The organism is Nocardia noduli, assembly GCF_019038455.1.
Lineage (GTDB): Bacteria > Actinomycetota > Actinomycetes > Mycobacteriales > Mycobacteriaceae > Nocardia > Nocardia noduli.
The window spans coordinates 79,539-101,708 of sequence record NZ_JAFMPL010000010.1; the positions used below are offsets into that span (position 1 = coordinate 79,539).

19 protein-coding genes are annotated in these 22,170 nt (G+C 69.6%); 8 read left to right on the forward strand and 11 right to left on the reverse strand.

Annotation, left to right across the window (positions count from 1 at the left end):
* The first annotated feature begins 19 nt into the window (after positions 1-19).
* The 4 genes from JZ792_RS08920 to JZ792_RS08935 are packed head-to-tail and all read left to right on the forward strand — an operon-like array spanning position 20 to position 2,826.
* Positions 20-1,213 (forward strand): hypothetical protein, encoded by a 1,194-nt coding sequence (locus tag JZ792_RS08920; protein ID WP_216908710.1) that lies wholly within the window; start codon positions 20-22, stop codon positions 1,211-1,213.
* Positions 1,210-1,836, forward strand: a complete 627-nt coding sequence (locus tag JZ792_RS08925; protein ID WP_216908712.1) for a neocarzinostatin apoprotein domain-containing protein — start codon at positions 1,210-1,212, stop codon at positions 1,834-1,836. The genes JZ792_RS08920 and JZ792_RS08925 overlap by 4 nt, the downstream gene beginning before the upstream one ends.
* Positions 1,833-2,252: a neocarzinostatin apoprotein domain-containing protein gene (locus tag JZ792_RS08930; RefSeq protein ID WP_216908714.1), complete on the forward strand. Its 420-nt coding sequence runs from the start codon at positions 1,833-1,835 to the stop codon at positions 2,250-2,252. The genes JZ792_RS08925 and JZ792_RS08930 overlap by 4 nt, the downstream gene beginning before the upstream one ends.
* Before the next feature lie 7 nt (positions 2,253-2,259).
* A complete protein-coding gene (locus JZ792_RS08935; RefSeq protein ID WP_216908716.1) occupies positions 2,260-2,826 on the forward strand; it encodes a neocarzinostatin apoprotein domain-containing protein in 567 nt (188 codons plus the stop codon).
* An 82-nt stretch (positions 2,827-2,908) separates the two neighbouring features.
* On the opposite strand, the gene JZ792_RS08940 is transcribed toward JZ792_RS08935, so the two are convergent.
* From JZ792_RS08940 to JZ792_RS08955, 4 genes are all read right to left on the reverse strand, one after another.
* Positions 2,909-4,507, reverse strand: coding sequence for an HD domain-containing phosphohydrolase (locus tag JZ792_RS08940; RefSeq protein WP_216908718.1), 1,599 nt, complete (start codon positions 4,505-4,507; stop codon positions 2,909-2,911).
* Between the two features lie 69 nt (positions 4,508-4,576).
* Positions 4,577-5,893 (reverse strand): tetratricopeptide repeat protein, encoded by a 1,317-nt coding sequence (locus tag JZ792_RS08945; protein WP_216908720.1) that lies wholly within the window; start codon positions 5,891-5,893, stop codon positions 4,577-4,579.
* Between the two features lie 76 nt (positions 5,894-5,969).
* Positions 5,970-7,616, reverse strand: a complete 1,647-nt coding sequence (locus tag JZ792_RS08950) for a DUF4331 domain-containing protein (RefSeq protein ID WP_216908722.1) — start codon at positions 7,614-7,616, stop codon at positions 5,970-5,972.
* 198 nt (positions 7,617-7,814) lie between these two features.
* On the reverse strand, positions 7,815-8,600 hold the full coding sequence (locus JZ792_RS08955) for a class I SAM-dependent methyltransferase (protein ID WP_216908724.1): 786 nt from the start codon (positions 8,598-8,600) through the stop codon (positions 7,815-7,817).
* A gap of 309 nt (positions 8,601-8,909) precedes the next feature.
* Here JZ792_RS08955 and JZ792_RS08960 point away from each other — a divergent pair, with 309 nt between their 5' ends.
* Complete coding sequence (locus JZ792_RS08960) at positions 8,910-9,902, forward strand: fatty acid desaturase (protein ID WP_308165215.1); 993 nt, start codon at positions 8,910-8,912, stop codon at positions 9,900-9,902.
* A 12-nt stretch (positions 9,903-9,914) separates the two neighbouring features.
* On the opposite strand, the gene JZ792_RS08965 is transcribed toward JZ792_RS08960, so the two are convergent.
* Entirely contained in the window at positions 9,915-10,337 is a 423-nt protein-coding gene (locus tag JZ792_RS08965) for a VOC family protein (RefSeq protein ID WP_216908726.1), read from the reverse strand.
* Positions 10,338-10,469: 132 nt separating this feature from the next.
* Here JZ792_RS08965 and JZ792_RS08970 point away from each other — a divergent pair, with 132 nt between their 5' ends.
* On the forward strand, positions 10,470-11,525 hold the full coding sequence (locus tag JZ792_RS08970; RefSeq protein WP_216908728.1) for a helix-turn-helix transcriptional regulator: 1,056 nt from the start codon (positions 10,470-10,472) through the stop codon (positions 11,523-11,525).
* Here JZ792_RS08970 and JZ792_RS08975 read toward each other — a convergent pair.
* The 4 genes from JZ792_RS08975 to JZ792_RS08990 all read right to left on the reverse strand — a co-directional run bounded on the left by JZ792_RS08975 (position 11,467) and on the right by JZ792_RS08990 (position 16,178).
* On the reverse strand, positions 11,467-11,937 hold the full coding sequence (locus tag JZ792_RS08975) for a YfbM family protein (RefSeq protein WP_216908730.1): 471 nt from the start codon (positions 11,935-11,937) through the stop codon (positions 11,467-11,469). The two genes, JZ792_RS08970 and JZ792_RS08975, sit on opposite strands and share 59 nt — an antisense overlap.
* A gap of 184 nt (positions 11,938-12,121) precedes the next feature.
* Positions 12,122-13,642: an MFS transporter gene (locus JZ792_RS08980; protein ID WP_216908732.1), complete on the reverse strand. Its 1,521-nt coding sequence runs from the start codon at positions 13,640-13,642 to the stop codon at positions 12,122-12,124.
* 3 nt (positions 13,643-13,645) lie between these two features.
* Complete coding sequence (locus JZ792_RS08985) at positions 13,646-15,109, reverse strand: dihydroorotase (protein ID WP_216908736.1); 1,464 nt, start codon at positions 15,107-15,109, stop codon at positions 13,646-13,648.
* A gap of 175 nt (positions 15,110-15,284) precedes the next feature.
* Positions 15,285-16,178, reverse strand: a complete 894-nt coding sequence (locus JZ792_RS08990) for a DUF4437 domain-containing protein (RefSeq protein ID WP_216908738.1) — start codon at positions 16,176-16,178, stop codon at positions 15,285-15,287.
* An 85-nt stretch (positions 16,179-16,263) separates the two neighbouring features.
* Between JZ792_RS08990 and JZ792_RS42825 the strand changes: the two genes are divergently transcribed.
* Positions 16,264-16,848, forward strand: a complete 585-nt coding sequence (locus JZ792_RS42825; RefSeq protein ID WP_216908740.1) for a TetR-like C-terminal domain-containing protein — start codon at positions 16,264-16,266, stop codon at positions 16,846-16,848.
* The gene (locus JZ792_RS09000) at positions 16,845-17,591 is read left to right on the forward strand and encodes a maleate cis-trans isomerase family protein (RefSeq protein ID WP_216908742.1); all 747 of its coding nucleotides are present in this window, start codon (positions 16,845-16,847) and stop codon (positions 17,589-17,591) included. Before JZ792_RS42825 ends, JZ792_RS09000 begins: the two co-directional genes overlap by 4 nt.
* A gap of 142 nt (positions 17,592-17,733) precedes the next feature.
* Here JZ792_RS09000 and JZ792_RS09005 read toward each other — a convergent pair whose 3' ends face one another.
* Positions 17,734-18,759 carry an ABC transporter substrate-binding protein gene (locus JZ792_RS09005; RefSeq protein WP_308165216.1) on the reverse strand — a complete coding sequence of 342 codons (1,026 nt, stop codon included), beginning with the start codon at positions 18,757-18,759 and terminating at the stop codon, positions 17,734-17,736.
* A gap of 162 nt (positions 18,760-18,921) precedes the next feature.
* Positions 18,922-22,149, reverse strand: coding sequence for an ATP-binding protein (locus JZ792_RS09010; protein WP_216908746.1), 3,228 nt, complete (start codon positions 22,147-22,149; stop codon positions 18,922-18,924).
* Positions 22,150-22,170 lie beyond the last annotated feature (21 nt).

Sequence of the window (22,170 nt, forward strand, 5' to 3'; positions counted from 1 at the left end):
GAACATGTCAGGAGGCAAGGTGACCGACCACAGCATTGTCCAGCCGTCGATCGACTCGACCGCGCTCGCCTCGGCGTCGGCCACCGATACCGAAGCCACCCGGGGTGACACGCTGCTCGCGTGGGCCCTCGCCGCAGGAGCAGCCGTCACGGGACCGGTGGGCGGCGGGCAGTTGATCCTGATGTCCAAACCGATCGGCGGCGTCCTCGATATCCCGGGCGCGGTCGTCGGATATGTCGTGGTGACGGCGGCGCTGCTCGGATGCCTCACCGCCCTCGCCGTGCCGAGACTGTTCCGCCACACCGCCGCCCGCGCGGGCGCGTGGTCGGGTATCGGCGCGGGGGCGGCGCTGATACTGGTCGCGGTCGCCTCTGAACCGACCCTCTTCACCGCGGCGACACTGGCCGCGGGCGCGCTCACCGGCATCGCCTACACCACCGGCCGAACGGCCTTCGGCGCACTCGGCGCGAACGCGCGCACCACCCGGCACGCGCTGAACTGGCTCGGTCTGCTCGGCGCGGCCACGCTGGCGCGACTGTCCTACGACGACCCGATGTCGGGGCTGATGGTGGCCGGGGTCGTGGCCGCCGGGCTCGGCGTGCTCGCGATACCGCTGGCCATGACCCCCGCGACCGCCGCACCCGTCACCGACGGCACGACGGCGGCGGGTGCGGTCCTGCTCGGCTACGCCGCCGCCGGTCTGGCTCTCGGCGTGACCGTCACTCCCGCACTGCATCTGCTGCTGTTCCGCTGGGAAGTCGTCGGGGTGGATCAGATGCCCGTCGTGGGCGCGACGGCGGTCGCGGCCCTGGTAGCCGTACTCGTGCCGCTGCGGCGGGTCTCGGTGGCGCTGATCCTGGTCGTCGCCGCCGGAGGGCCGCTGCTGGTCGCCCTCGCCCCCGGACCGTCGACCCTCGCGATCGGACTCGCGGTCACCGTGGCGGCCGCCGCGCGCGCGGCACTCGAACTGGACCGGTCCACCGATCCCCGCGCCGTCCGCCCGACCGCCCTCGCCGTGTGCGCGGGCGGGCTCGGCGCCGTCGCCGGGCTCGCGGTCGCCGAGGCACTGGGCGCGATATTCGGCGCGGGGACGGCGCTCACGCTGACCGTCGTTCCCGTTCTGGCGATCGTCGCCGCATCGGTCACCGCCGGGTCCGTCGTAGCGGCGAAACCTCGCACACAGTCCGCCGTTTCGGAAGGAGACCACTCGTGACCACCTCCACGCGCGCCGCGCTGCGCCGTGCCGTCTTCGCTCCCCTGCTCGCCGCCGGGCTCGTCGCCGCGCCCGCGATCGGCCACGCCGCGCCCGCCGACACCGCGACCCTGCACGTCGGGACCGAGGACGGTGTGACCGAAGGTCAGCGGATCACCGTCCGAGGCAGCGGATTCCGGCCCGGTCTCGCCGCTGTCGCGGTCGGGCTCTGCGAGCAGGGCTATACCAACGGGCTCACCGATTGCGACCTGGAGGGCGGCGCGACCTTCGTCAATATCGGCGCCGACGGAACGTTTCCGGAGCTGACGCTCACCGCCCGGTCCAAATTCCGCGATATCGACTGCGCCCAGCGGCAATGCGTCATCGCGGCCGCGCCGCTGCCGGGCAGCGAGCCGGAATCCATTCTCGCCGCCAACTCCGCCGTCGTGCTGATCGGATTCGCCGGAACGCGATTCCACGGCGGCACCGCGCAGACGCCGGTGGCCGCGAGTACGGCCACCGTCGAAGACCTGTCCGGCCCGTCGACACCGCTGTGGTTCGCCACCGCGGCACTGCTGGCGATCATCACGGGCCTGGCGCTGACCATTCCCGCGAATCAGAGAAAAATCCAGGAGGAGAAATGACATTCACGCGAATCCGGTTCGGCGCCATCGCGGCGCTCACCTGCGCGGCGGCATTCGGCGCGACGGGCGTCGCCGCGGCGAGCCCGTATCTGTCGGTCAGTCAGACCGCCGGGGTCTCGCCGGGGCAGGCGGTGTATGTGTCGCTGAGCGGAATCGACGGGATCCAGGGTTCGGTGGCGATCGGGCAGTGCAAGGCGCAGGTCTCGGGACCGGCTGATTGCAATCTGCCGGGCACCCTGCTCGGCAAGGCCGACGACGCGGGCAACTGGACCTCCAATTCCGGTACCGCCATCACTCTCGCGGCCAGTATCGGCGGTGTCGACTGCACCGCGTTCGAGGGCGCCTGCATCGTCGCCGTCACCGCGCTCAACAATCCGTCCGCCATGATGGCGACCGTTCCGTTGAGTTTCGGATAGGCGCGGTATGACGACGACGCGATTACGCGCGGGCGCGGTCGTACTGCTCGGCGCGGGCCTGCTCGCGACGAGTCCGGTGGCGGCGGCCGATCCCGCGCTACAGGTCGAATCGCATACCGGGGTCGCGGTCGGCCAATCGGTCACCGTCAGGCTCGAAGGGCTGCCGGCGAATCTGCCGATGGTGGCCGTCGGCCAGTGCAAACCGCTGGTCAAGGGGCCGACCGACTGCAACCTGCCGACCGCGTTGATGGGTAGCGCCGACGCGGCGGGGGTCTGGAAATCCCAGGGCGGCAGCACATCCATCACGCTGGCCGCCGACGTCGGCGGCGTGGACTGCACGAGTGCGGCGGGCGCCTGCGCGATCGCCGTGACCAGCCTGACCGATCCCACCGCCATTCTGGCCGCGGTCCCGTTGACCTTCGGGAGCCCCGAACCCGCACCGGTCACCCGCGCGGCACCGGCGGCGGCCGAGGACGACTCGGACTACACGATGGTGATCGTCGGCGCGGTGACGGTCGCGGTGCTCGCGGGTCTGGTTCTGCTTGCGGTGCGACGGCGCGCTCGAGCGGAGTGAACGACAGGATCCCCGAGGTGCTCGTATCGCCTCGGGGATCCTGTTCGCATACTACCGGCGCGCGAGGTCCGGCGACGGCGGATCACTCCGGCATCAGACCGTGTTCCATCGCGAAGACTGCGGCGCCCGCGCGGGTACGGCGGCCGGTCTTGTCGTAGATGTGGGCCAGATGGTGGCCCACCGTGCGTTCGGACAGCACGAGTTCCGCCGCGATCAGGCGGTTCGAGAGGCCGCGGGCGGCCAGTCGGAGCACCTCCACCTCGCGTTCGGTGAGTCCGCAGGGATATTCGGTGCGCGGTTTCCGCAGGCCCGCGGCCTCCACGACCGCGGCACAGGCCGCCGTGTCCAGCCGACCCGTCGTCGCCGCGGACATCAGGATCGCGGCCGCGGCGTCGGGCGAATGGGCGGGCCGGTACGGCCGCGCTTCGGTGAGGGCCGCGAAAACATCGGCGGCGGCGAGGATTCGGGCGGATTTGGACAGATCGTGGCCGCGTACGCCCCGGTGATATCCGCTGCCGTCGAGACATTCGTGGTGACCCGAGGCGATCTCACGCAGATCCGCCAGGCCGGGACAGCGTTGCAGTACCCGATCGGTCCAGTAGGTGTGCAGCCGGACACGCTCCCACTCCCCCGCGCCGAGCGGTCCGGGGCGATCCCAGATCGCCGACGACACACCGACCCGGCCGATATCGTGCAGCGTGGCCGCGGCGCTGAGGGTATCGATATCGGCCGCGTTCAGCCCGGACAGTTTCGCCGCGCCGTGCGCGAGGCCCGCGACGTGCGCCGAATGCCCCAGCAGCCAGCGGCCTTTCAGATCGACGACGACGGCGAGCGCCGAACACAGCTCCAGCCGTTCGGCGGGTCTGATGTACACCGGGACACCAGGCTCGGCGCCCATGACCGCGGCGAGCGCGTCCGGCACATCGAGACAATCCCAGATCTCACCCGCGGCGAACGCGGCGACCAGATCCGGATCGAGATGTCCGCCCGCGCGCCGCCGCAGTTCGTCGACCGCCCCGCGCCTGCCCAGGTCCGTCGCGGCGAGCACCGCCTGCTCGGCGACGTGCACGATCCGGCCCGGCAGCGAAATATTCTCTCCCCCGAGGTGTTCGGGCTTTCCCAGACCGTCCCAGCGTTCCTTGACCTCGGTCAGCGCGAGCACCGCGGCGTCGGGCAGACCGAGCCGGGGTCCGAGAGCTCGGCTGACCTCGCACACCGAGCGGACCGCCGCCGAACCCTGCTCCGGCGTCATCTCCACGAGCCGCTCGCGCACCGCGGGCTGGAAACCGGGCGCCCAGGAGCCGAACTGCGCCAACTGGGCGGCGTAGACCGGGGCGTCACCGGGGTCGAGCACGTGATAGGCGCGCTGGAAGGCGATGTCGTCGGCGAAGGACGCGGCGTTCTCCGAGGCCCGGCTGGTGCAGCCGATCGCGCCGAGCAGGGCGGCCTGGAAGACGACGCGCCGGTCGGACTGATCCATGCCGATCCGCTCGGCCAGCGCGGTCGCCACCAGACAGGTCGCCAGCCCCTTCTCGAACGGGACTCCGGTGGCGAGATCGGTCGTCAACGACAGCGCGGCCAGCACTTCGGTGACCCGGATGGACGCGGGTGGGACACCGCCCGACCGAGCCGACCCCCGATGCTCGCTACCGGTGTCGAGATGGGGAGAAGCGCCAGTCACCCCCCTACCGTATCGCGGGCGGGCTCGGCCCGAATCACGCTGGCTGTCAAGCCCGTTGGACGGCCGAGCTCAGCGTCCGGCCAGGGCCGCCAGGGCCTGCCTGGCGCGGGGTGCGTGCAGCGGCGAGAAATGCGGGTTGATCTCCAGTGCGGTGGTCAGCGCGGCGGCGGCCTGATCCGCCCGGCCCAGGGCCGCCAGGATCATGCCTCGGTGATAGGCCAGCGACGCGCTGCGCCACCCGAGCGCCGCCGCCCGGTCCGCGTAGCCGAGCGCCTCGGCGTCGCGGCCCGCCTTGTGCAGCGACCACGCGAGCACATCCGAGGTGATCACGCTCTGCCTGCGGCCGAACTCCAGTTCCGCGAATCGCACCGCCTCGGTGGGATCGCCGTGTTCGGCTGCGAGGTGGGCGGCGTCGATATATTCGGTCACGCCCTGTTCCTCGAGCCGATGGAACCGCTCGGAGATCTCCCGGAAGGCGGCGGCCGCCTCCTCCGGACGTCGCGCCGCTTCGAGCAGTTCACCCATTTCGATCAGGTATTCGGGCAGGGGCGCGGCGGCGGTCAGCGCTTCGTACTGCTCGACGGCCCCGTCGAGATCCCCGCGCGCCGCGGTGACCTTCGCCATCCCCCGGCGCAGTGCCACGTTGTCCTGGGACGCGAGAAGACCTGCGCGGTACTCGCTTTCGGCCTGATCCAGGTTGCCGGTATCGAACGCGAGTTCGCCGAGGTGGTAGCGGCAGAAGGCGATCTGGTCGGCGGTGGTCGCCGCGGTGAGCGCCATGCGCAGTGCCGCCGCGGCGTCGTCGGTCCGGCCGTGCAGTTCCAGGTCGTAGGCGGCGCGGGTGAACGAGGGCACGCCCGGTCGCAGTTCGAGCATCCGCTGGACCGCCGCCGTCGCGGCGTCGGCCTCGCCGAGTTGGGTGAGCGCGTCGATCAGGACACCGTGGGCGTCGGCGCTGTTCGGTCGCAGCGCGAGCGCCTGCGCGCCGTAGTCACGCGCGGCGGTGAAATCGTGCAGGGCGTTGGCGAGCGCGCCGAACCCGATCAGCGCGTCGGCATTGTCCCGCGGTTTCAGCTCGATCGATCGGTCGAGCGCGCGTTGGGCCGCGCCGTAGTGCTCCGGATCCGCGGTTATCCGCGCCAGTTCGACGTAGGCGGCGCCGAGCGTCGCCCATCCGGTCGTATTACCCGGCACCCGATCCAATTGCTGTCTCGCCCGCGCGATCTCCGCGCGCAGGGGGGCACTCGGATCGGCGGCGACGGTTTCGACCGTCGGCGAACCGCCCGGCCACGCGACGGTGACACCGACGGCGGCGCCGATCAACCCGGCGAGCACCAGCAGGGCGAGTAGAGGTGTGCGGAAAGTGCGAAAGAGATTGTCGGACATCATGAGTCCTCGAGTGGCAGGGGTACGGAGAGGTGCGGGCGGCGACATCGGCTCGATGTCACCGCCCGCACCGGAATCAGCCGTTCGACGACGGGCTCGGCGCCCGACGCGACCGACGGCGGATCAGCAGCAGTCCGCCACCCGCGACGAGGACGCCCACACCGACCCCGGCGGCGACGAGCAGCACGGCCGACGTGTCGTCGTCCCCGCCCTGCGGCATCGCGACGGAGGTGTTCGTCGTGTCGGCCGTCGACGAGGTCTGGCCGACAGCCTTGCCCCCGGTGGTCTTACCCGGTGACGGCAGCGCGACATAGGGGAAACTCCCGGAGAACGCCGTGTCGTTGGCGTCCACCTTGTCCCCCGCGGCCAGCGCCTCGACCGGTTTGCCGGTCTGGGCCGCGCCGACCATGGCCTGCAAGGCGATATCGACGACGTCGTCGCTCAAGCGGCGACCGTTGGGGAATCCCTGGAGATCCCCGCCGACCACGCCCAGCCGATTCGGTTTCGCCGTCACCGGCACCGACATGTTCAGTCGTAGCATCTCCGACGGCTGGAACGTCGAGGCCTGCACGTCGGCGTTGAGGATCTGCGAATTCAGATCCGCCTGGATGGGCGGCGCGCTGCCGTCCAATGTCGGCGCCTTCTTGGCGATTCCGGTGAGGAAGATCTCCACCAGGTCGTTGCGCGGGCCCGCGGGGGCGGGCACCTTGTAGAGCGCCTCGATCAATTTCGGCAGTTCGGGATCGGTGACCCGGCGGACCACTTCGGGAATGGTCGCGTCCCTGCTCGGCGACAGGCTGTTGAACGCGTCCTTGAGCGCGACCGGGACGACCACCTCGTTCACGAGCGGGTTGCCCAGTCGCGACACCTGCACGAATTCGCCGACCGACGTGGCCGCGCCCGGGGTGAGTTGCAGTGTTTTGCGTTCGGTGTCGCTCCACACGCCGATCACCGGGTTTCGTGTCGCGTCGTTGCGCAGCGCGAGATCGCTTTTCGGCACTTGCAGCACCACGGTGTTGACGTTGGACGCGGCCAGTGTGTCGGTGCCGACCTCGGACAGGTCCCCGCCGTAGAGCAGGTCGAACACCCGCAGATCGAGGAAGAACGGGTCCTCGGCGGCGCCGACGTAGGCGGTTCCGCCGCCCGGCAGACTCGTCGTCGCCTGTTTGCGCAGCGCGTCGTAGTCGGGCATCGATGCCTGCCCGGTGTAGGACGGCGCCACTCGACCGTGCGCGATCGGACGCCAGTCGTCGGCGCCCTGGCTGACCGACACCGTGTAGTTCTGCCGGAACAGCAGATTCTCGTCGTCGAGACCGGTCACCGGGCCGTTGTTGTAGAGGAAGGTGGTGCCACCGCGCCGATCGTCGGTGGTGAAGTTGACCCGGTAGCTGAGGTTCGGCTTGCCGTTGCCGTCGTTGTCGATATTGATGTCGTAGTTGGCGTCGGTGGCCCAGGGATAGAAGTTCGGCCCGCCGTTGGGCTCCTGGAGCCCGAACCAGTTGGCGACGATCGTCACCGTATCCGGTTTGTCGGGACTGACGAACGCGTATACATCGGTGTTGTCCACCGCCGGATCGGCGGCGACCAGGGGCGCCTCGCGATGGCTGGACGCGCCCGCGACCGGCAGCGCGGGGCCGCCGACGGTCGCGAACGCGATGGCGGCGACACCCACGAGGACGCCGACGGTACGACGACGGGCGCCGTACCGAAGTTGATGAGACATGAGATTCCTTCGATCGGTGCGACAATCCTGCGCGGCGCGCAGTCGAGCACGGTCTGTCGGAAGTGTTGGCGGGCAAGGCTGTCCGCAATTCGCATTGCGTCTTCGAGCCTCGGTGAGCGTTTATGGAGACCGTGTCACCAATGGTGTACGTCGGCCCCGTCCTGTCGCATCGGTCGATCGACCTATCCGGCCGCGGTCTTATTTCGACGGCGTGAGGAGCAGGTAGGCGTAGTTGTGGTCCAGATCGTTGCGCGGTACCAGCGACACCACTTCGGGTTCGAAGCCGTGCGCGACCGCCAGCTGCCAGAACGCGTCGATCGGAAAGATGGTCTGCGATGCCAGGTTTCGGGCGTAGTTGCGTTTGTGCGGTGCGCGGTCGGCGTTGTCGCGGTATTTGATCTGCACGAACATCACCCCCGACGGGCCGAGCAGTTCCGCGGCGATGTCGAGTATGCGGCGCGCGTACTCCTGGGAGGGCAGCAACTCGATCACGTACAGGCACAGGAACAGGTCGCACGATCCGGGGCCGATCCGCTCGATGGCCTCCTCGGGATCGGCGACGTCGATCAGGACCGGCAGGAACGGTGTCTCACACACCGCGCGGGTACGGCTCTCGCATTCGTCCAGGCTGGCCTGCACGACGTCGACGGCGATGAAACGATCCGCGTGCGGTGCGAAGGCGACGGCGTTCGCGCCGCCGCCCGATCCCCATTCCACGACCGTGCCGATCGCCGGTTCCCGATCCAGCACCCGCGCCAGTTTGCCGAACAGGGCGAAATGGTCACGCCCGACCTGTTCCCACTGGTCGGGGATGCCGTCACGCCAATGGGAATTACCTTCCCAGGCCCTGTCCGCCCGCGCCGACCAGTACTTCGCGGCCTCGGCGATCACCCGCTGTTCGGAAAATTTCGGCCCGATCCGGTCGAGCACATCCCGCCCGCGTGCCCGTAACCGCCGAACCGCATCCCCCGACCGGTCCTTCACCGCATACCTCTCAGTTCACTACCTCTTCGATGCGGCGCGTACCCCTCCGGTACCGGAACAAGCGCGTCATCCACCGTGCAGAGGCTGACTGTAGCTCGAGTTCCGCTCCGCGCGGGATTCCCCGGGCAGCCCGCCCGCACCGGTATCCCGCGCGACGGCCCACACGCGCGCGCCGCGGGCAAGCCGGATCTTTTCCGGGCTCCGGGCGAACACCGAGTGGTCTTCGCTGTCCGGTTCGTGACGGTTCGCGGACCGGTAGGTGAAATGGCCGTGCCCGGGGCGGTGGCGGGCCGCGGAGCCGGGTCGGGGGTGGCACCATATGCGTGGATCGACGAGTCCGACCCGGACCAGGGGGCCGACGCGATGGCGCGAACACGTACCGCCGGAACAGTTTCCGTGCCGCGCCGCCCGGTGCGCCCGGACCGGTCGATCAGTGTGTGGCTGACCGCCGTGGCGATCGCGCTCGGGGTGTTCCAGCTGATCGCACTGCCGCTGGGATTGCTGCCGCGCGATGCCGCCTGGGGTTGGACGCTGGTGCCGCTGACGCTGCTGACCACACCGTTCTGGTCGTTGATCCACGAGGCCGTACACGGCACCCTGACCGGGAAGCGCGGCCTCGACGACCGCTGCGGCCGAGTGCTCGCGGTGCTGTACGGCTCGCCGTTCGTCCTGCTCAAGGCGGGCCACCTGCTACACCACCGGTACAGCCGAACCCGGGAGCGCGCCGAGGTCTACGATCCGGCGACGACCACCTGGCTCCGGGCCGCTCTCGGCTACTACCCGCGGCTGTTCGGCGGACTGTATCTGCTCGAGGTCGCCGCGCTGCTGCTCGCGCTGTTGCCCGCCGCGGCGGTGCGCGAACTCGGCCGCCGACTCGACGCACCGGAGACCGTGGCCGGGCCGATATTCGCCCGCGTCGGGCAACCCGGGGTACTGCGCCGCTTCCGCACCGACGCGGCCGCGATCGTGATCCTCTACGCCGCGGCGCTGCTCGCCTACGGCAGCCACTGCTGGATGCTGTTGGCGGCGTTGGGCGGACGAGCGGTGGTCATCTCCTGGTCCGACAACGCCTACCACTACGGCACCGACCTGGACGCGCCCCGCGACGCGCTGAACCTGCGGCTGCCACGACCGCTCGACGCCCTCGCTCTGAATTTCCATCTGCACGGCGTGCACCACCGTCATCCCGGTCTGCGCTGGTACGAACTGCCCGACGCCTTCCGCGACGGAGGCGGGGACTACGACCTCGGCTGGTTCGCCGCGGCGGGACGCCAGATCCGAGGTCCCGTCGCGGCGAAATAGCCGTGCCGTCGATCAGCCGTTGTGGTGGCTCACGACGTCGAGAACCCAGACGACGCCGAAGCGGTCCTTCAGCATTCCGTAGGCGGGCGCCCATTGTGCCGGACCGATCGGGACGACGACGGTCGCCTCCTCGGACAGCCCTTTCCAGTACTCGGTGACCTCCTCGACCGTGTCGCCGCGCACCGAGACGAAGACCGAATTCGCGCCCTGGTCGTAGGGCATCGCGGCAGGAACGTCATAGGCCATGACGTGAAAGCCGTTGTCGGCGAGCACTTGCCCCCACATCACCTGTTCCGCCTCGGGCCCGTCCTGGGCCGCGCCCGCGTCGCCGTAGGTGACGGCGGCGAGGTCGCCACCGAAAACGGACCTGTAGAACTCGAGCGCGGCCCTGGCATCACCGCGGAAGTTGAGGTGTGTGGTGGTGGTGACGGACATCATCGATTCCTGTCGTCGAAGGGATATTTCCCGGCGCGATCACCGGCTCGTGTCGCCGTCGCGGCGACACGGGACAACGGTCGCAGCAGAAGAGGCCAGGGTGTGTCCGCTACTCGGGGCAGTATCGGAGATGTGCCGAAAACGTCCGCGCGACTGCTGTCGCTGCTCTCGCTGCTCCAGATGCGCCGCGACTGGCCGGGGGCAGTGCTGGCCGAACGTCTCGACATCAGTCCGCGCACCGTGCGCCGCGACGTGGACCGGCTTCGGGAACTCGGCTATCCGATCGTGGCGAGCAAAGGCCCGGACGGCGGGTACCGGCTCGCGGCGGGAACGGAACTACCGCCGCTGCTGTTCGACGACGAACAGGCCGTCGCCCTCGCCGTCGCCCTGGGGACCGCGGCTGTCAGTGGTGCCGGTATCGAGGAGGCCGCCGCCCGGGCGCTGGAGACGGTGCGGCAGGTCATGCCCGCGCGGTTGCGCCACCGGATCGACGCGGTCCACTTCGCCACCGTGGATCGCCCGGCCGCCCCGCGCGCCGACGCCACCGTGCTGATGGCGTTGAACGCGGCGGCCCGAGCCCGCGAAGTGCTGCGTTTCGATTACGCTCCCGCGTCCGCGGCGCGCACGGACGACCTCGAGATGGCACCACCGCGTCGAGTGGAACCCCATCGTGTCGTCACCCGGGACGGTCGCTGGTATCTGCTCGCGTGGGATCTCGATCGCGACGACTGGCGTATCTTCCGCGCGGACCGGATCGTGCCGCGGGTTCCCACCGGCCCGCGTTTCACCCCGCGCGAGGTGCCGGGCGGGGATGTCGCCGCGTTCGTGACCGGCAGATTCAAGGGGTCCGACGGCGCGGGTGACTGGCCGTGCCGTGGCGAGGTGATTCTCGAACTGCCCGCGTCCACCGTCCTGGAATTCTCCCGCGAGGCCGTCGTCGATGAACTCGGCCCGCACCGCTGCCGGGTGGTCCTCGGCTCGTGGTCCTGGCCCGGCCTGGCAGCCGAAATCGCCGGGTTCGACGCCGATTTCGAGATCGTCGGTCCGGCCGAACTCACCGCCGCGTTCGCGGATCTGGCTCGCCGCTTCGCCGACGCGGCGGCCGAAAGCCGGGCACCGACCCGGGCGCTCAGCCGAAGCTCATCACGGCCCCCGACCCGGATTTCGCGGCGTGCACGAAGAACCTGACCAGCTCTGTGTAGTTCTCCCCCAGGTAGCCCAGGCCGATATCGTCGCCGTCCCGTTTCCAGATCGGCGGATAGATATCGCGTTCATCCATGTCGACGGCGTCGAAATGCGCGGCGAGCGTGGCGAACGGCGTGGACTTCAATGTCGCGGCGGTGGCACTCACCAGCGCCGGTGACCACGCGTAGAGCTCCCCGTCCTCGCCGAGCGCTTCCCCGTCGACGAACAGATCGACGCCAAGCCCCGCCCGCGTGAACAGGTAGTCCAGCCCGGCCCATGCCTTGTCGATGTATCCGCTGGGTCCGCGCTGACCGGAGTCGCTCTCGTGCAACAGTTCCCACGTCGAATCCGGTGCCGCGACAAGTCGCGCGAGTTGCGCTTCCGCCACCGCTGTGAACGAGACGACCATACCCATGCGACACTTCCGATCTCCGTACTCGAGCCGATACGCCCGCACGGTATCGCCCGCGACCGACAGGTTCTCCAGCACCGGGAACCGGACCCAACTCCCCGGCGATCCGCACCCGCACCGCGCGCCAGGAGCACACCACCGCACATCCGCGACTCGCCGCGATCACGTCGCGGCCCGGTCCTCGGAATCACCGAATGGTGTGCGCGCGTTCCCCGGACGCTCGGTCCACGGAGTCGTCGGCGATCGCGCCGTCCCCCAGCGGATCGAGATTCGGACGTTCGCCGGGCAGGAACCAGCACAGGGCGATGCCGAGCGCGGCGACGGCGGCGAACACCGCGGTGGCCATGCGGAGATTGGCGACGAAATGCGCGAGGTCGACCTGCCCGATCGCGCCGAGGGTTCCGTCGATGGCGGCGCGACGCGCGGATTCGCTCAGGCCCGCGGTGCCGAGGGCCAGGGCAAGGGCCGAACTGACCAGGGTGCCCAGGTTCTGCGATGTCGAGCGCAGGCCGTTGGCGATGCCGCGGCGTGCGGCGGGAGCGGCCAGCATCAGGGCGTTGGTGCTCGGTGTCATGAACAGTCCGTTGCCCGCGCCGATGACGAACAGGAACGGTGTCACCGCCCAGAGCGAATTCGCGTCGTCGGTCATGGTGGCCGCCAGACCGATCAGGCCGATCAGACTGGCCGCCATACCCGTAGCGGTGAGGATTCTCGGGCTGTAGCGCGTGGTCAGGGCGGCGGTCAGCGCGGCGGCGAGCACGGTGCCGAGCGCGACGGGCGCGACCATGACTCCGGCCCGCACGGGTGTCAATCCGCCCGCCTGCCCGTAGAGCGAGACGAGCACGACCACCGCGTTGGTGGCGACGGCGTTGGCGATCACGGCCGTCAGGGCGACGGCGATCGTCGGCAGCCGGAAGAGCCCGATATCGATCAGTGGATGTTCGCGTCGCCTCTGGACGACGACGAACGCCACGAGGAGAACCACCGCCGCGACACCGCACACCCGCACCAGGCGGGGGTCGGCCTCCGCCGTCGTGGTCAGTGCCAGCACGGTCGCGGTCAGCGCGAGTGTGGACAGGGCCGCGCCCGCGAGGTCGAAACGTTCACGCCGCCTGCGAGTCCGGTCCGGGCGCGGAATGAACAGCAGCGACATCACCAGGGCGAGCAGGCCGATCGGCGCGCAGACCAGGAAGAGTCCGCGCCAGCCGAGCAGCGCGGTGGCCGCGCCGCCGACGACCGGACCCGCGACCTGCGCGGTCGCCGCGATGGTGACGTTCCAGCCGAGCGCCCGGCCCAGATCGGCGGCGGGGAAGGTGTCGGTGAGCAGCGCGGTGTTGTTGGTGACGCAGGCCGCCGCGCCCATACCCTGCACTATCCGCGCCGCGATCAACATCTGCGGTGAGACCGACAGCGCGCACAGGCCGGTGGACAGGGTGAACAGTGCCAGGCCCGCCAGGTACAGGCGGTGGCGGCCGATGATGTCGGCGAGTCTGCCGAACACCAGGATCAGCGCCGTGGTGACGAGCAGATAGCTGAGCAGGATCCAATTGGCCTGTGTGGCATCGGCTCCCAGCTCGCGCGCGATGGTCGGCAAGGCCACGCTCAGGCCGCTGATATTGAGGAACACCGCGACGACGCCGACGCTGGTCGCCGCGAAGACACGCCAGGGGCGAGCGGTGGCGGACGCCCCCGGGCTGACGGCCCGCACCGGTCAGGCCCGGTAACGACGGAGGTAGGCGCCGTGCGGTTCGCCGACGACCCGGCCCGCGCGGCAGATGTGATGTCCGCGCAGGAAGACATCGGTCACCCTGGCGCTCATGTCGAAACCCTCGAAGGGGGTGTATTCCTGGGCGGAGTCCGAATCGCCCGCCCGCACGGTCCATTGCGCGTCGGGATCGACGAGCGCGATATCGGCGTCGAATCCGACGGCGATATCGCCCTTGGTGGTCAGGCCGTAGCGTTGCGCGGGAGTCCACGAGGTGAGTTGCGCGATCCGCGACAGTGCGAGACCGCGTTTGCGGCCCTCGCCGATCAGACCGGGCAGCAGATACTCCGCGCCGCCGAAACCGGATCGGGCCGCGAAAACGTCCTCGCGGTCGTCACCGAATTTCTGTTCGTCGCGGCAGCACGCGTGATCGCTGACGACCCAGTCGATCTCGCCCGCGAGCAGATGCCGCCACAGCGCCTCGACATCGGCGCGTTCACGCAGCGGCGGGTTGACCTTGCCGCCGATGCCGTGCGCGGTGTCGACGTCGGCCAGCAGGTGACCGATGGTCACCTCGCGCCGGAAATCCACGTCGGGAAAGGCCGACGCCATCCGCAGCGCGGAGTCGACGGCCTCGGCCGAGGTCAGGTGCAGCAGATTGATGCCGGCGAGTCCGGTCTCGTGGGCGAGGTAGGAGGCCATCGTGATCGCGAGACCTTCCGAATGCGGCGGACGAGACGCGCTGTAGGCGCGCAGCCCCGTCAGTACCCCTTCGCGCTCGACCATTTCGGTGTAGGCGGCCATGATCTCGGCGGTCTCGCAGTGCAGCGACAGCGAGATCCGGTCACCGAAGCGGGCGCGGGCCCGTGCGAGTGCGCGCATGACGAATTCGAAATGCGCGAGGTCGTAGCGTTCGCCGGGGCCGATCATCAGGAATTCGGCCTGGTCGTCGGAGCGCCCGTGTAGGCCGTGGCCGCCGTAGAACATGAAGATCTTGAACGAGGTGATGCCGAATTCCTCGACCAGCGAAGGGATCTCGTCGATGTGTTCGGCGGTCATCGGGGCCAGGTGCAGGGCGTAGTCGACGAAGGAGCGCCCGGCCATCGCCTCGAGTGCGATCGGCACGAAGTCCCGGTAGGGACCGCCTCGGTTCAGGTAGTAGCGCCCGGTCCGCATATAGGTGAGCGAGGTGGTGACCCCGCCCTGCGCGCACGCGCGGCTCTCGCTGTCGGCGTCCTCGGCCAGGTCTCGGTAGATGCCCCAGTGCTGGTGGGCGTCCACGACTCCGGGAAACGCGAGCAATCCCTCGGCGTCGAATTCCCGTGCCGCGTTCGTCGACGGGAGATTCGGGCCGACGGCACTGATGCGGCCGCCGGATACCGCTATGTCGACGGGCACCGGAGCGTCGGTGGTGGGGTCGCCCGGGCGCACCACGCGGGCGTTTCGAATCACCAGATCGGTCTGCGACACCTTGCACTCCGTTTCTCTCTGCGAAACTCGATTTCCGCAACATGATCGTTTCAGTCGAATGAGCAGTTGGTCAATGCCTTATGTCATCGGAATGTTTCGCATTGGGAAACTATTCGGCGAACGGCAGCCACTCCGCTGCCGCCACCGCATGTATCGGGCCGAACGCCCAGCCGCACTACTGACGGGTGGCGTCGGCCCACGCGCCGATCGAACGCGAACGCACCGGCTCGACCAGCTTCGGCCCGACGCTCTGCGGATACCCCGGACCCCAATTGGTGGCATCGCCCGACATGACCACGCGGGCGTTGTCGGTATACCAGTCCACGAGGTCGGCGTCGGACCGCACCAGCCAGGTGCACCCGTGCTCGGCGTCGGCGGTGAAATCTCCGTGCCGGATCAGCGGCGGGCGCCAGAAATAGGCGCCGGGCCACATCTTTCCGTAGTTGTAGTCGAATCCGCCGTCGAGGCAGTACGCCTCCTCGCTGCACGGGTGATGGGCCAGCGGCACTTCCCGCCAGCCGGGTTTGGCCTTGATCAGACGGCTGTAGAACCCGGTCGTCACGTCGCGATGCAGCAGCTTGATGTACAGGCCGGGCACCGGCGTTCCCCCGAGATCGAAGCGCATCGGACTGCCGTCCTCGACATCGATCCACGGCATCTCGGAGGTGTGCAGGACGACGAGTTCCTGGTCGGGGCGGACGAATTCGCGATCCTGTTCGGCGGGGTCGAAATGCCAGTCACCGCCTTCGCGGAACAGCAGGATCTCGGTGCCGTCGGCGACGGTGATCGGGGGTGTCAGCACGCCGATCGGCGCGTTCCAGAAACCCTCCGGCCCGAGTTCGGTGTCTCCGATCGTGACACTGCCGGACAGCACGAACCATTCGGTCCCGGCGTGGTGCACACCGGCGGGCCGAGACCAGTCGCTGGTGAATCGCACCTTGAGCGAGGCCGAACCGTCCTCCTCGTCGTAGCTGAGGTTGCGCTGTTCGGCGGTGCCGTCGGCGTGCTGGAACTCGGCGTTGTGCCAGATCAGATCTTTTTCGTCGATCAGTTCGACATGGGGTCGCATGACGTTCTCCTCGCGGACTGCGTTGCTTTTCCGATACGGAACGTAGCAATTATTATTTTCGGATACAAGATGTATCGTTAATTTCGTGACCAGACCCGGCCGCCCCACCGGCCCTTCCGCCGACACCGAGGAGATCGTGCTCACCGCCGCCCTCGAACTGCTCCTCACCGAGGGCGCCGTCGCCCTGACTCCGGCGCGGCTGCACACCGTCACCGGGGTGGCCAGGACCACGGTCTACCGACACTGGCCGACACCGCGGGATTTCCTCGCCGCGCTCATCGCCGTCGCCCCCCATCCCCCGGTCCGGCCGACCGGCGACCTCGCCGCCGATCTGCACGCCGAAGTGGACGGACTGTGTGATCGCCTGCGCGACAAGCCCGTCGCCGCCTTCCTGCGCGCGCTGGTCACCGCCTCGGCGACCGATCCCTCCTGCGCCGAACTGCGCCGCCGCTACGTCGGTGACCTGTTCGCGCCGTTCCACGCCGCGTTCCACGGGCACGCTGTACTCGACGACGCCGATATCGAGGAAGCCGCCACCACGATCGTGTCGCCGCTGCTGGTCGACGCCCTGCTGCTCGACCACCCGATCGACCGCGAACGCGCACACCGCGCCGTCGAGCGCGCCCTGACCCCGACATCCGTCCGACATCTCGAGGAGACCGGCCCATGACCAACGCGGTAGGCACGCGAGCGGTATTCGGAGTGATCGTGCCGAGCACGAATACCGTGGTGGAACACGACTATTGGCGCGCGGGCCTGGACGGTGTCAGCTACCGCGCCGGTTCGATGTACATCCCGAATCCGGTCATGGGCGACGACGAGGATTTCACCGCCCTGCTCGGACAGATCCGCGGTTCCATCGACACCGCCGTTCGCGATGTGCTCACCGCCGAACCCGACCGCATGGTCATGGGGATGTCGGCGGAGACGTTCTGGGGCGGTGTCGCGGGCAACGAATCGTTCGAACGCAGGCTGCGGGAACGCACCGGACTGCCGGTGACCACCGGCGCCTCGGCCTGCCGGGCGGCGTTGCGCGAACTGGGATGTCGCCGGATCGCGGTGTTCTCGCCCTATCAGCCGATCGCGGACCGGGAAGTCGCCCGGTTCTTCACCGAGGCGGGATTCGAGGTCACCGCGATCACGGGATTGCGGTGCCCGACCGCCCAGGCCATCGCCCGCGTGGACGCGGCACGGATCGCGGAGGTCGTCACCGAGATCGACAGTGCCGACGCCGACGCCGTCGTCCAGGTCGGCACCAATCTGTCCTTCGTCGCGCAGGCCGACCGGCTCGAGGCCGAACTCGGCAAGCCGGTCATCGCCATCAATGCCGCGACGCTGTGGCACGCCCTGCGCGAGCACGGATTCGACGACCGGGTCGCCGAAGGGGCGGGGATGCTGTTGCGGGAACACTGAATTCCGCGCGGCCGGGTGGCCGCGTCGGCCCGGTAGGGCCGAACCGGGTCACCGCCGTCCTCGCGGCGACGCCGGCGAAACGATCCTGAACCGCGTCGGTCGGATCCGGTCCACCTCATCGGTGCCGGATCCGACCGCCGAGCTACTTCACATTCGGATTGAACTTGTTCGTGTAGAGCTTGGCCGGATCGAACGGGCCGGTGATAGCGCCGGTGTCGCGCAGCCAACTCTCCCACCGCAGGAGATCGGCGTCGGCGATGACGCCGTTGACGGCGGGAACGCCGACCGACAGCCAGTACTTCACCGACGCGGTGTCCTCACCCGCACGCTTGCGCTTCTCGATGATCTGAGTGAACCGCGCGATGACCTCCTCGCGCGGGGTCGCCCGCAGCCACTCGATCGCCTTGGCGACCCCACCGACGAATGCCTCGACACTCTTCGGACTCTTACCGATGAAGTCGTTGCGGAAGACGTACTGGCCGCCGTTGAACGCACCGAACAGTTCGTAATCGGTGAACACGGCGCGCAGTCCGCCGTTCGCGACGGCGCGCTGCTGGAACTGTCCCGACAGACCCGCGACATCGACCTGCCCGCGCCGCACCGCGTCCTCGGTGTTGGGCGGCGGCAGCACCACCAGCTGCACCGACTTGATCTGTTCCTCGTCGAGCCCGCTCTTCTTCAGCACATCGTGGACGTCGGCCTCGGCCTGGCCGCCCAGGGTGTTGACCCCGATCTTCTTGCCGAGCAGATCTTTCGGCGTCTTGATCGGGCTGTTCTCGGGCACATAGAAGCCGGTGAAGGTCTTCGCGTCGGAACCGTAGTAGTTGATCACCGCGGTGATCGGAGCGCCCGCCTGACCGAGTTTGGCCACCGCGCCACCGAACGCGCCGCCGAAATCGACCTGACCGGTCGCCGCCGACTGGATGTCCTGCGGTCCGCTGATGGTGTTGCCCTGCCATTCGAGCTTCACCTTGTTCTCGAAGTAACCGAGATCCTCGGCCAGTTCGGGAATGACGACCTGCGAGGCCCAGCCTTGATACCGCAGCACCGGCACACCGCCGGACTCGCGGACCTCGCTCCCGCCGCCGCACGCGGTCAGCAGCATCGCCGCGACGGCGGTGACGACGGTGACGACCCCGGGTGTCAGGAACCTGCTGTGCGCTCTCACTCGAACTCTCCTCGGACTATCGGCGGCGCGCGTTCGCGTCGCGGTACCGAGAGCCTGGGGCACGCGTTCACCCAGGTACAGGGTTGGCATCGGTCCGATTCGAACCACGCGCGACCTCACCGCGCGGGGTTCATCGCTGTGATGGTCCCGGACCCGACTCGGTTATTCGGTGTCGGCGAAGGGCCAGCGCGTCAACCGATCTCGCGCCCGCGATTCGTACGGACGCGCGCCGAGTGCCCGCGCGCGGTGCATCGCGGCGACCACCTCCGCGCGGGCACCCGCGCGACCGAGCATGCCACGGGCAGTGCCTCGGTAGAGGCCCGACGGTCCGAGGCAGACCAGGCCGGGCCACTGCACGATCAATGTCTCGCCCCATCCCGCGGTCAGCGGCGCCAGGACGGCGGCGAATTCGACCACGCGGTCACGACGGTCCGGGGCGTGCTGACCGACCACGAGCAGCGCCTCCAGCAGCAACGGCACCCGAACGACCAGTCGCGGCCCGTGTAACCGCCCCGGCAGGGCGACGACCTGCTCGATCAACCGCATGGCGCGTTCGTGATCGCCGATCTCGGCGGCGGCCATCGCGACGACGATCGCGAAATCCTCGTCGAAATCCTCGGCCATGCGATCGGCGTCGGCCAGCGCCTCGCGCAGGCGGCCCCGATGCCACAGTTCGATCGAACTGCTGGTCAGCAGCGAGGCCTCGGCGAGCAGGCGGGCCGGGCCGTCGACGGCGCCGAGTCCGTCGGCGAAGGTCGTCATCAGCGTGCGCGACTGCTCGTAGTCGCCACGCAGCACGGCGAGCATCACCTGCCACCACAGCTGGGTCGCCGCGAGATCGGTACCGCCGTCGGCGGCGAGCCGGGTGAATTCGGCCGAGAGCCGCCGGACCAGTCGCATATCCCCCGACTCGAGCGCGCAGACGCGGCGCAGATGAATCGCCGTCGCCAGCGCTTCGCGATCATGGCCCGCGAGTTCTTCCAATTCCTCGGCGATCACCCGACGCTCGGCGACCGTGGTCGGCTCCCAGGTGCAGATGAATTCGGCCAGGCGCACCTGCCGCCACGACCGGCGTCCCGGCGCGCTGCGCGAACGCGCGGCGGCCAGCACCTCGAGATCGCCCTCGGCGCCGTGGATCGCGCGGTCCGCCGCTTCGATCGCCTCCACCTCGGCGACGAGATCGGCGTCCAGATCCTGCCGATGGGCCAGCGCTCGCGCCCGCAGCGCCGACGAACCCGTCTGCACCACACCGTATCCGGAGAAGTAGCCCGCGACTCCGCGCGGTGCGGCGAGCAGCGCCGTGCGTGCCAGCGCGGTGCGGTCGTCGCGTTCGGCGCAACGTCTGCCCGCGCGATCGAAGGATTCGGCGGCGGCGTCGTAGTGGCCGAGCCGGTGGTGCGCCTGTCCGGCGAGGCAGTCGAGTTCGACGAGGAGTTCGGCGTCGCCCGGCTCGGCGTGCCGGATGCCGCGCGCCGCGAAATCGGCGCAATCGCTGACCGCGTCGCGACGCAGCGCGTCCCGTGCCGCCGTGGCACATGCCAGCGCGGCGGCGCGGTCGATCGAATCGAGGGCGGCGGCACTGCGGTGCAGCGCGGCGGACGCGGTGTCGTCGGGGCGCGAGACCGCCAGTGTGTCCGCGATCCGCCGGTGCAGCGACGCCTTCCTGACGGCGCCGAGCCCGGAGACGACGACGTCGCGCACCAGTTCGTGTCCGAAGCCGATAGTATTGTCTGTCACCGAGACGATCTGCGCGGCAACGAGTTCGGCCACCCCCTCGTCGAAACGCGGTGTGCCGTCGGCGGCCGCGGCGAGCCCGAGGGAGACGCGAACCCCCAGTACGGCGAGCAGTTCGGCGAGTTCGCGCGCGGCTTCGGTGACGGCGCCCAGTTTCGCCGCGGTGATCGCGGTGACCGCGCCGGTTCCGTGGACGGGGCGACCGGCCCGCACGAGATCGCACAGTTGCGCCGCGATGAACGGACTGCCCAGGCTGTCGCGCACGATATCGGGGTGCGTGGCGGCACCGACCTCGCCGAGTTCGGCGCGGACGAACTCGGCGACGGCCGTGTCGGACAGCGGCGCGAGGTCGACGGTGACATGCGTGCCCGCGGCCCGCAGAGACTGCACCGCGGTGGCCGTTTCGGCGGGCAGCGCTTCGCCGCGGATCGTGAGCAGCAGCAGGATCGGGTGCGCGCGCAGCACCCGCACGGCGGCGGCGATCATCCGCACCGAATCCGGATCGGCCCACTGCACGTCGTCGATGACCGCGACCATCCGGCCGGTCTCGCGGGTGATATCGGCGAACAGGGCCGCGAGCGCGCGCGGGGTCGGGATATCGGGGACCACACGGCCCGCCAGTGCCGCCTGGTCCAGCCACGGTGTCAGGGTCGCCAGCGGCTGGGCGCCGAAACCACCGACGGCGGCGGTGAAATAGGCCGCGCCGCCGTGGCGGCGCACCGCGTCCTCGACCACGGCGGTCTTGCCGATCCCCGGCGCGCCGCGCACCGTCACCACGGTCAGTCCCTGCCGAGACCGCCGCCACGCCCGATCGAGAACCGCCGCGATATCGCCGCGCCCGTACAGCGCCGAGACCGCCTCGACCGTCGGCGCGGCCGGGACCGTGCGGATCTCGGTCTCCACCCGGACGGTGTCGGCGCAGGGGTCGAGTCCGAACTCCGCGCGCAGCGAACGGCGCAGCCGGACCAGCACATCGAGCGCTTCCGAGATCCGGCCGCAGTCGCGCAGCGCGAGCGCGAGCAGCCGGGCCGTGCCTTCCCGGAACGGATGGCGCTCGCGTTCGTCGGCGAGCAAGGTCACCGCGTGCCTGGCGCGGCCGAGCACGATCAGGGCCTCCGCGCACAGCTCGACCAGTTCGGACCGCAACTCGTCGAGGCGGACGCGTTCGGGCGCCAGTTCCGCGACATCGTCGACATCGGACAGGGCGTCACCGCGCCACAGCCCCAGCGCCCGGTCGAGCAGTTCGACCGCGCGCCCGATATCGCCGTCCGCGACGGCGGCCCGCGCGTCGCGCGACCACACATCGAGCAGGTCGAGGTCGGTACCCGATCCGTCGCATCGCAGCACGTAGCCGTTGGTGTCGGTGTCGATGCGCAAGTCGGGCAGCGGTTTCAACGCCCTGCGCAACCGCGAGACATAGCCCTGCAACGTGACAAGCGCGCTGTCGGGCGGATTCCCACGCCACAGCAGTTCGCACAGATACCCGGCGCTGCGCGTGGTGCGCTCGGCGGCGAGGATGACGAGCAGTTCCGCGTGTTTTCGCGCGGGAACCGCGATCCGGACACCGTCGGGGCCGCTCACCTCCAGCGGCCCGAGCACCGCGATCGCGGGCCGGACCCGCGCGACGTCGCCGGACAAGGCACGCACCAGCGTCACACCAGCGCCCTCGCCGATCCT

Bases quoted from the DNA above. Each gene is read 5' to 3' on its own strand.
- JZ792_RS08930 (WP_216908714.1), top strand. From the start codon at position 1,833: ATGACATTCACGCGAATCCGGTTCGGCGCCATCGCGGCGCTCACCTGC.
- JZ792_RS08935 (WP_216908716.1), top strand. From the start codon at position 2,260: ATGACGACGACGCGATTACGCGCGGGCGCGGTCGTACTGCTCGGCGCG.
- JZ792_RS08945 (WP_216908720.1), bottom strand. From the start codon at position 5,893: ATGTCCGACAATCTCTTTCGCACTTTCCGCACACCTCTACTCGCCCTG.
- JZ792_RS08950 (WP_216908722.1), bottom strand. From the start codon at position 7,616: ATGTCTCATCAACTTCGGTACGGCGCCCGTCGTCGTACCGTCGGCGTC.
- JZ792_RS08965 (WP_216908726.1), bottom strand. From the start codon at position 10,337: ATGTCCGTCACCACCACCACACACCTCAACTTCCGCGGTGATGCCAGG.
- JZ792_RS08975 (WP_216908730.1), bottom strand. From the start codon at position 11,937: ATGGGTATGGTCGTCTCGTTCACAGCGGTGGCGGAAGCGCAACTCGCG.
- JZ792_RS08990 (WP_216908738.1), bottom strand. From the start codon at position 16,178: ATGCGACCCCATGTCGAACTGATCGACGAAAAAGATCTGATCTGGCAC.
- JZ792_RS09000 (WP_216908742.1), top strand. From the start codon at position 16,845: ATGACCAACGCGGTAGGCACGCGAGCGGTATTCGGAGTGATCGTGCCG.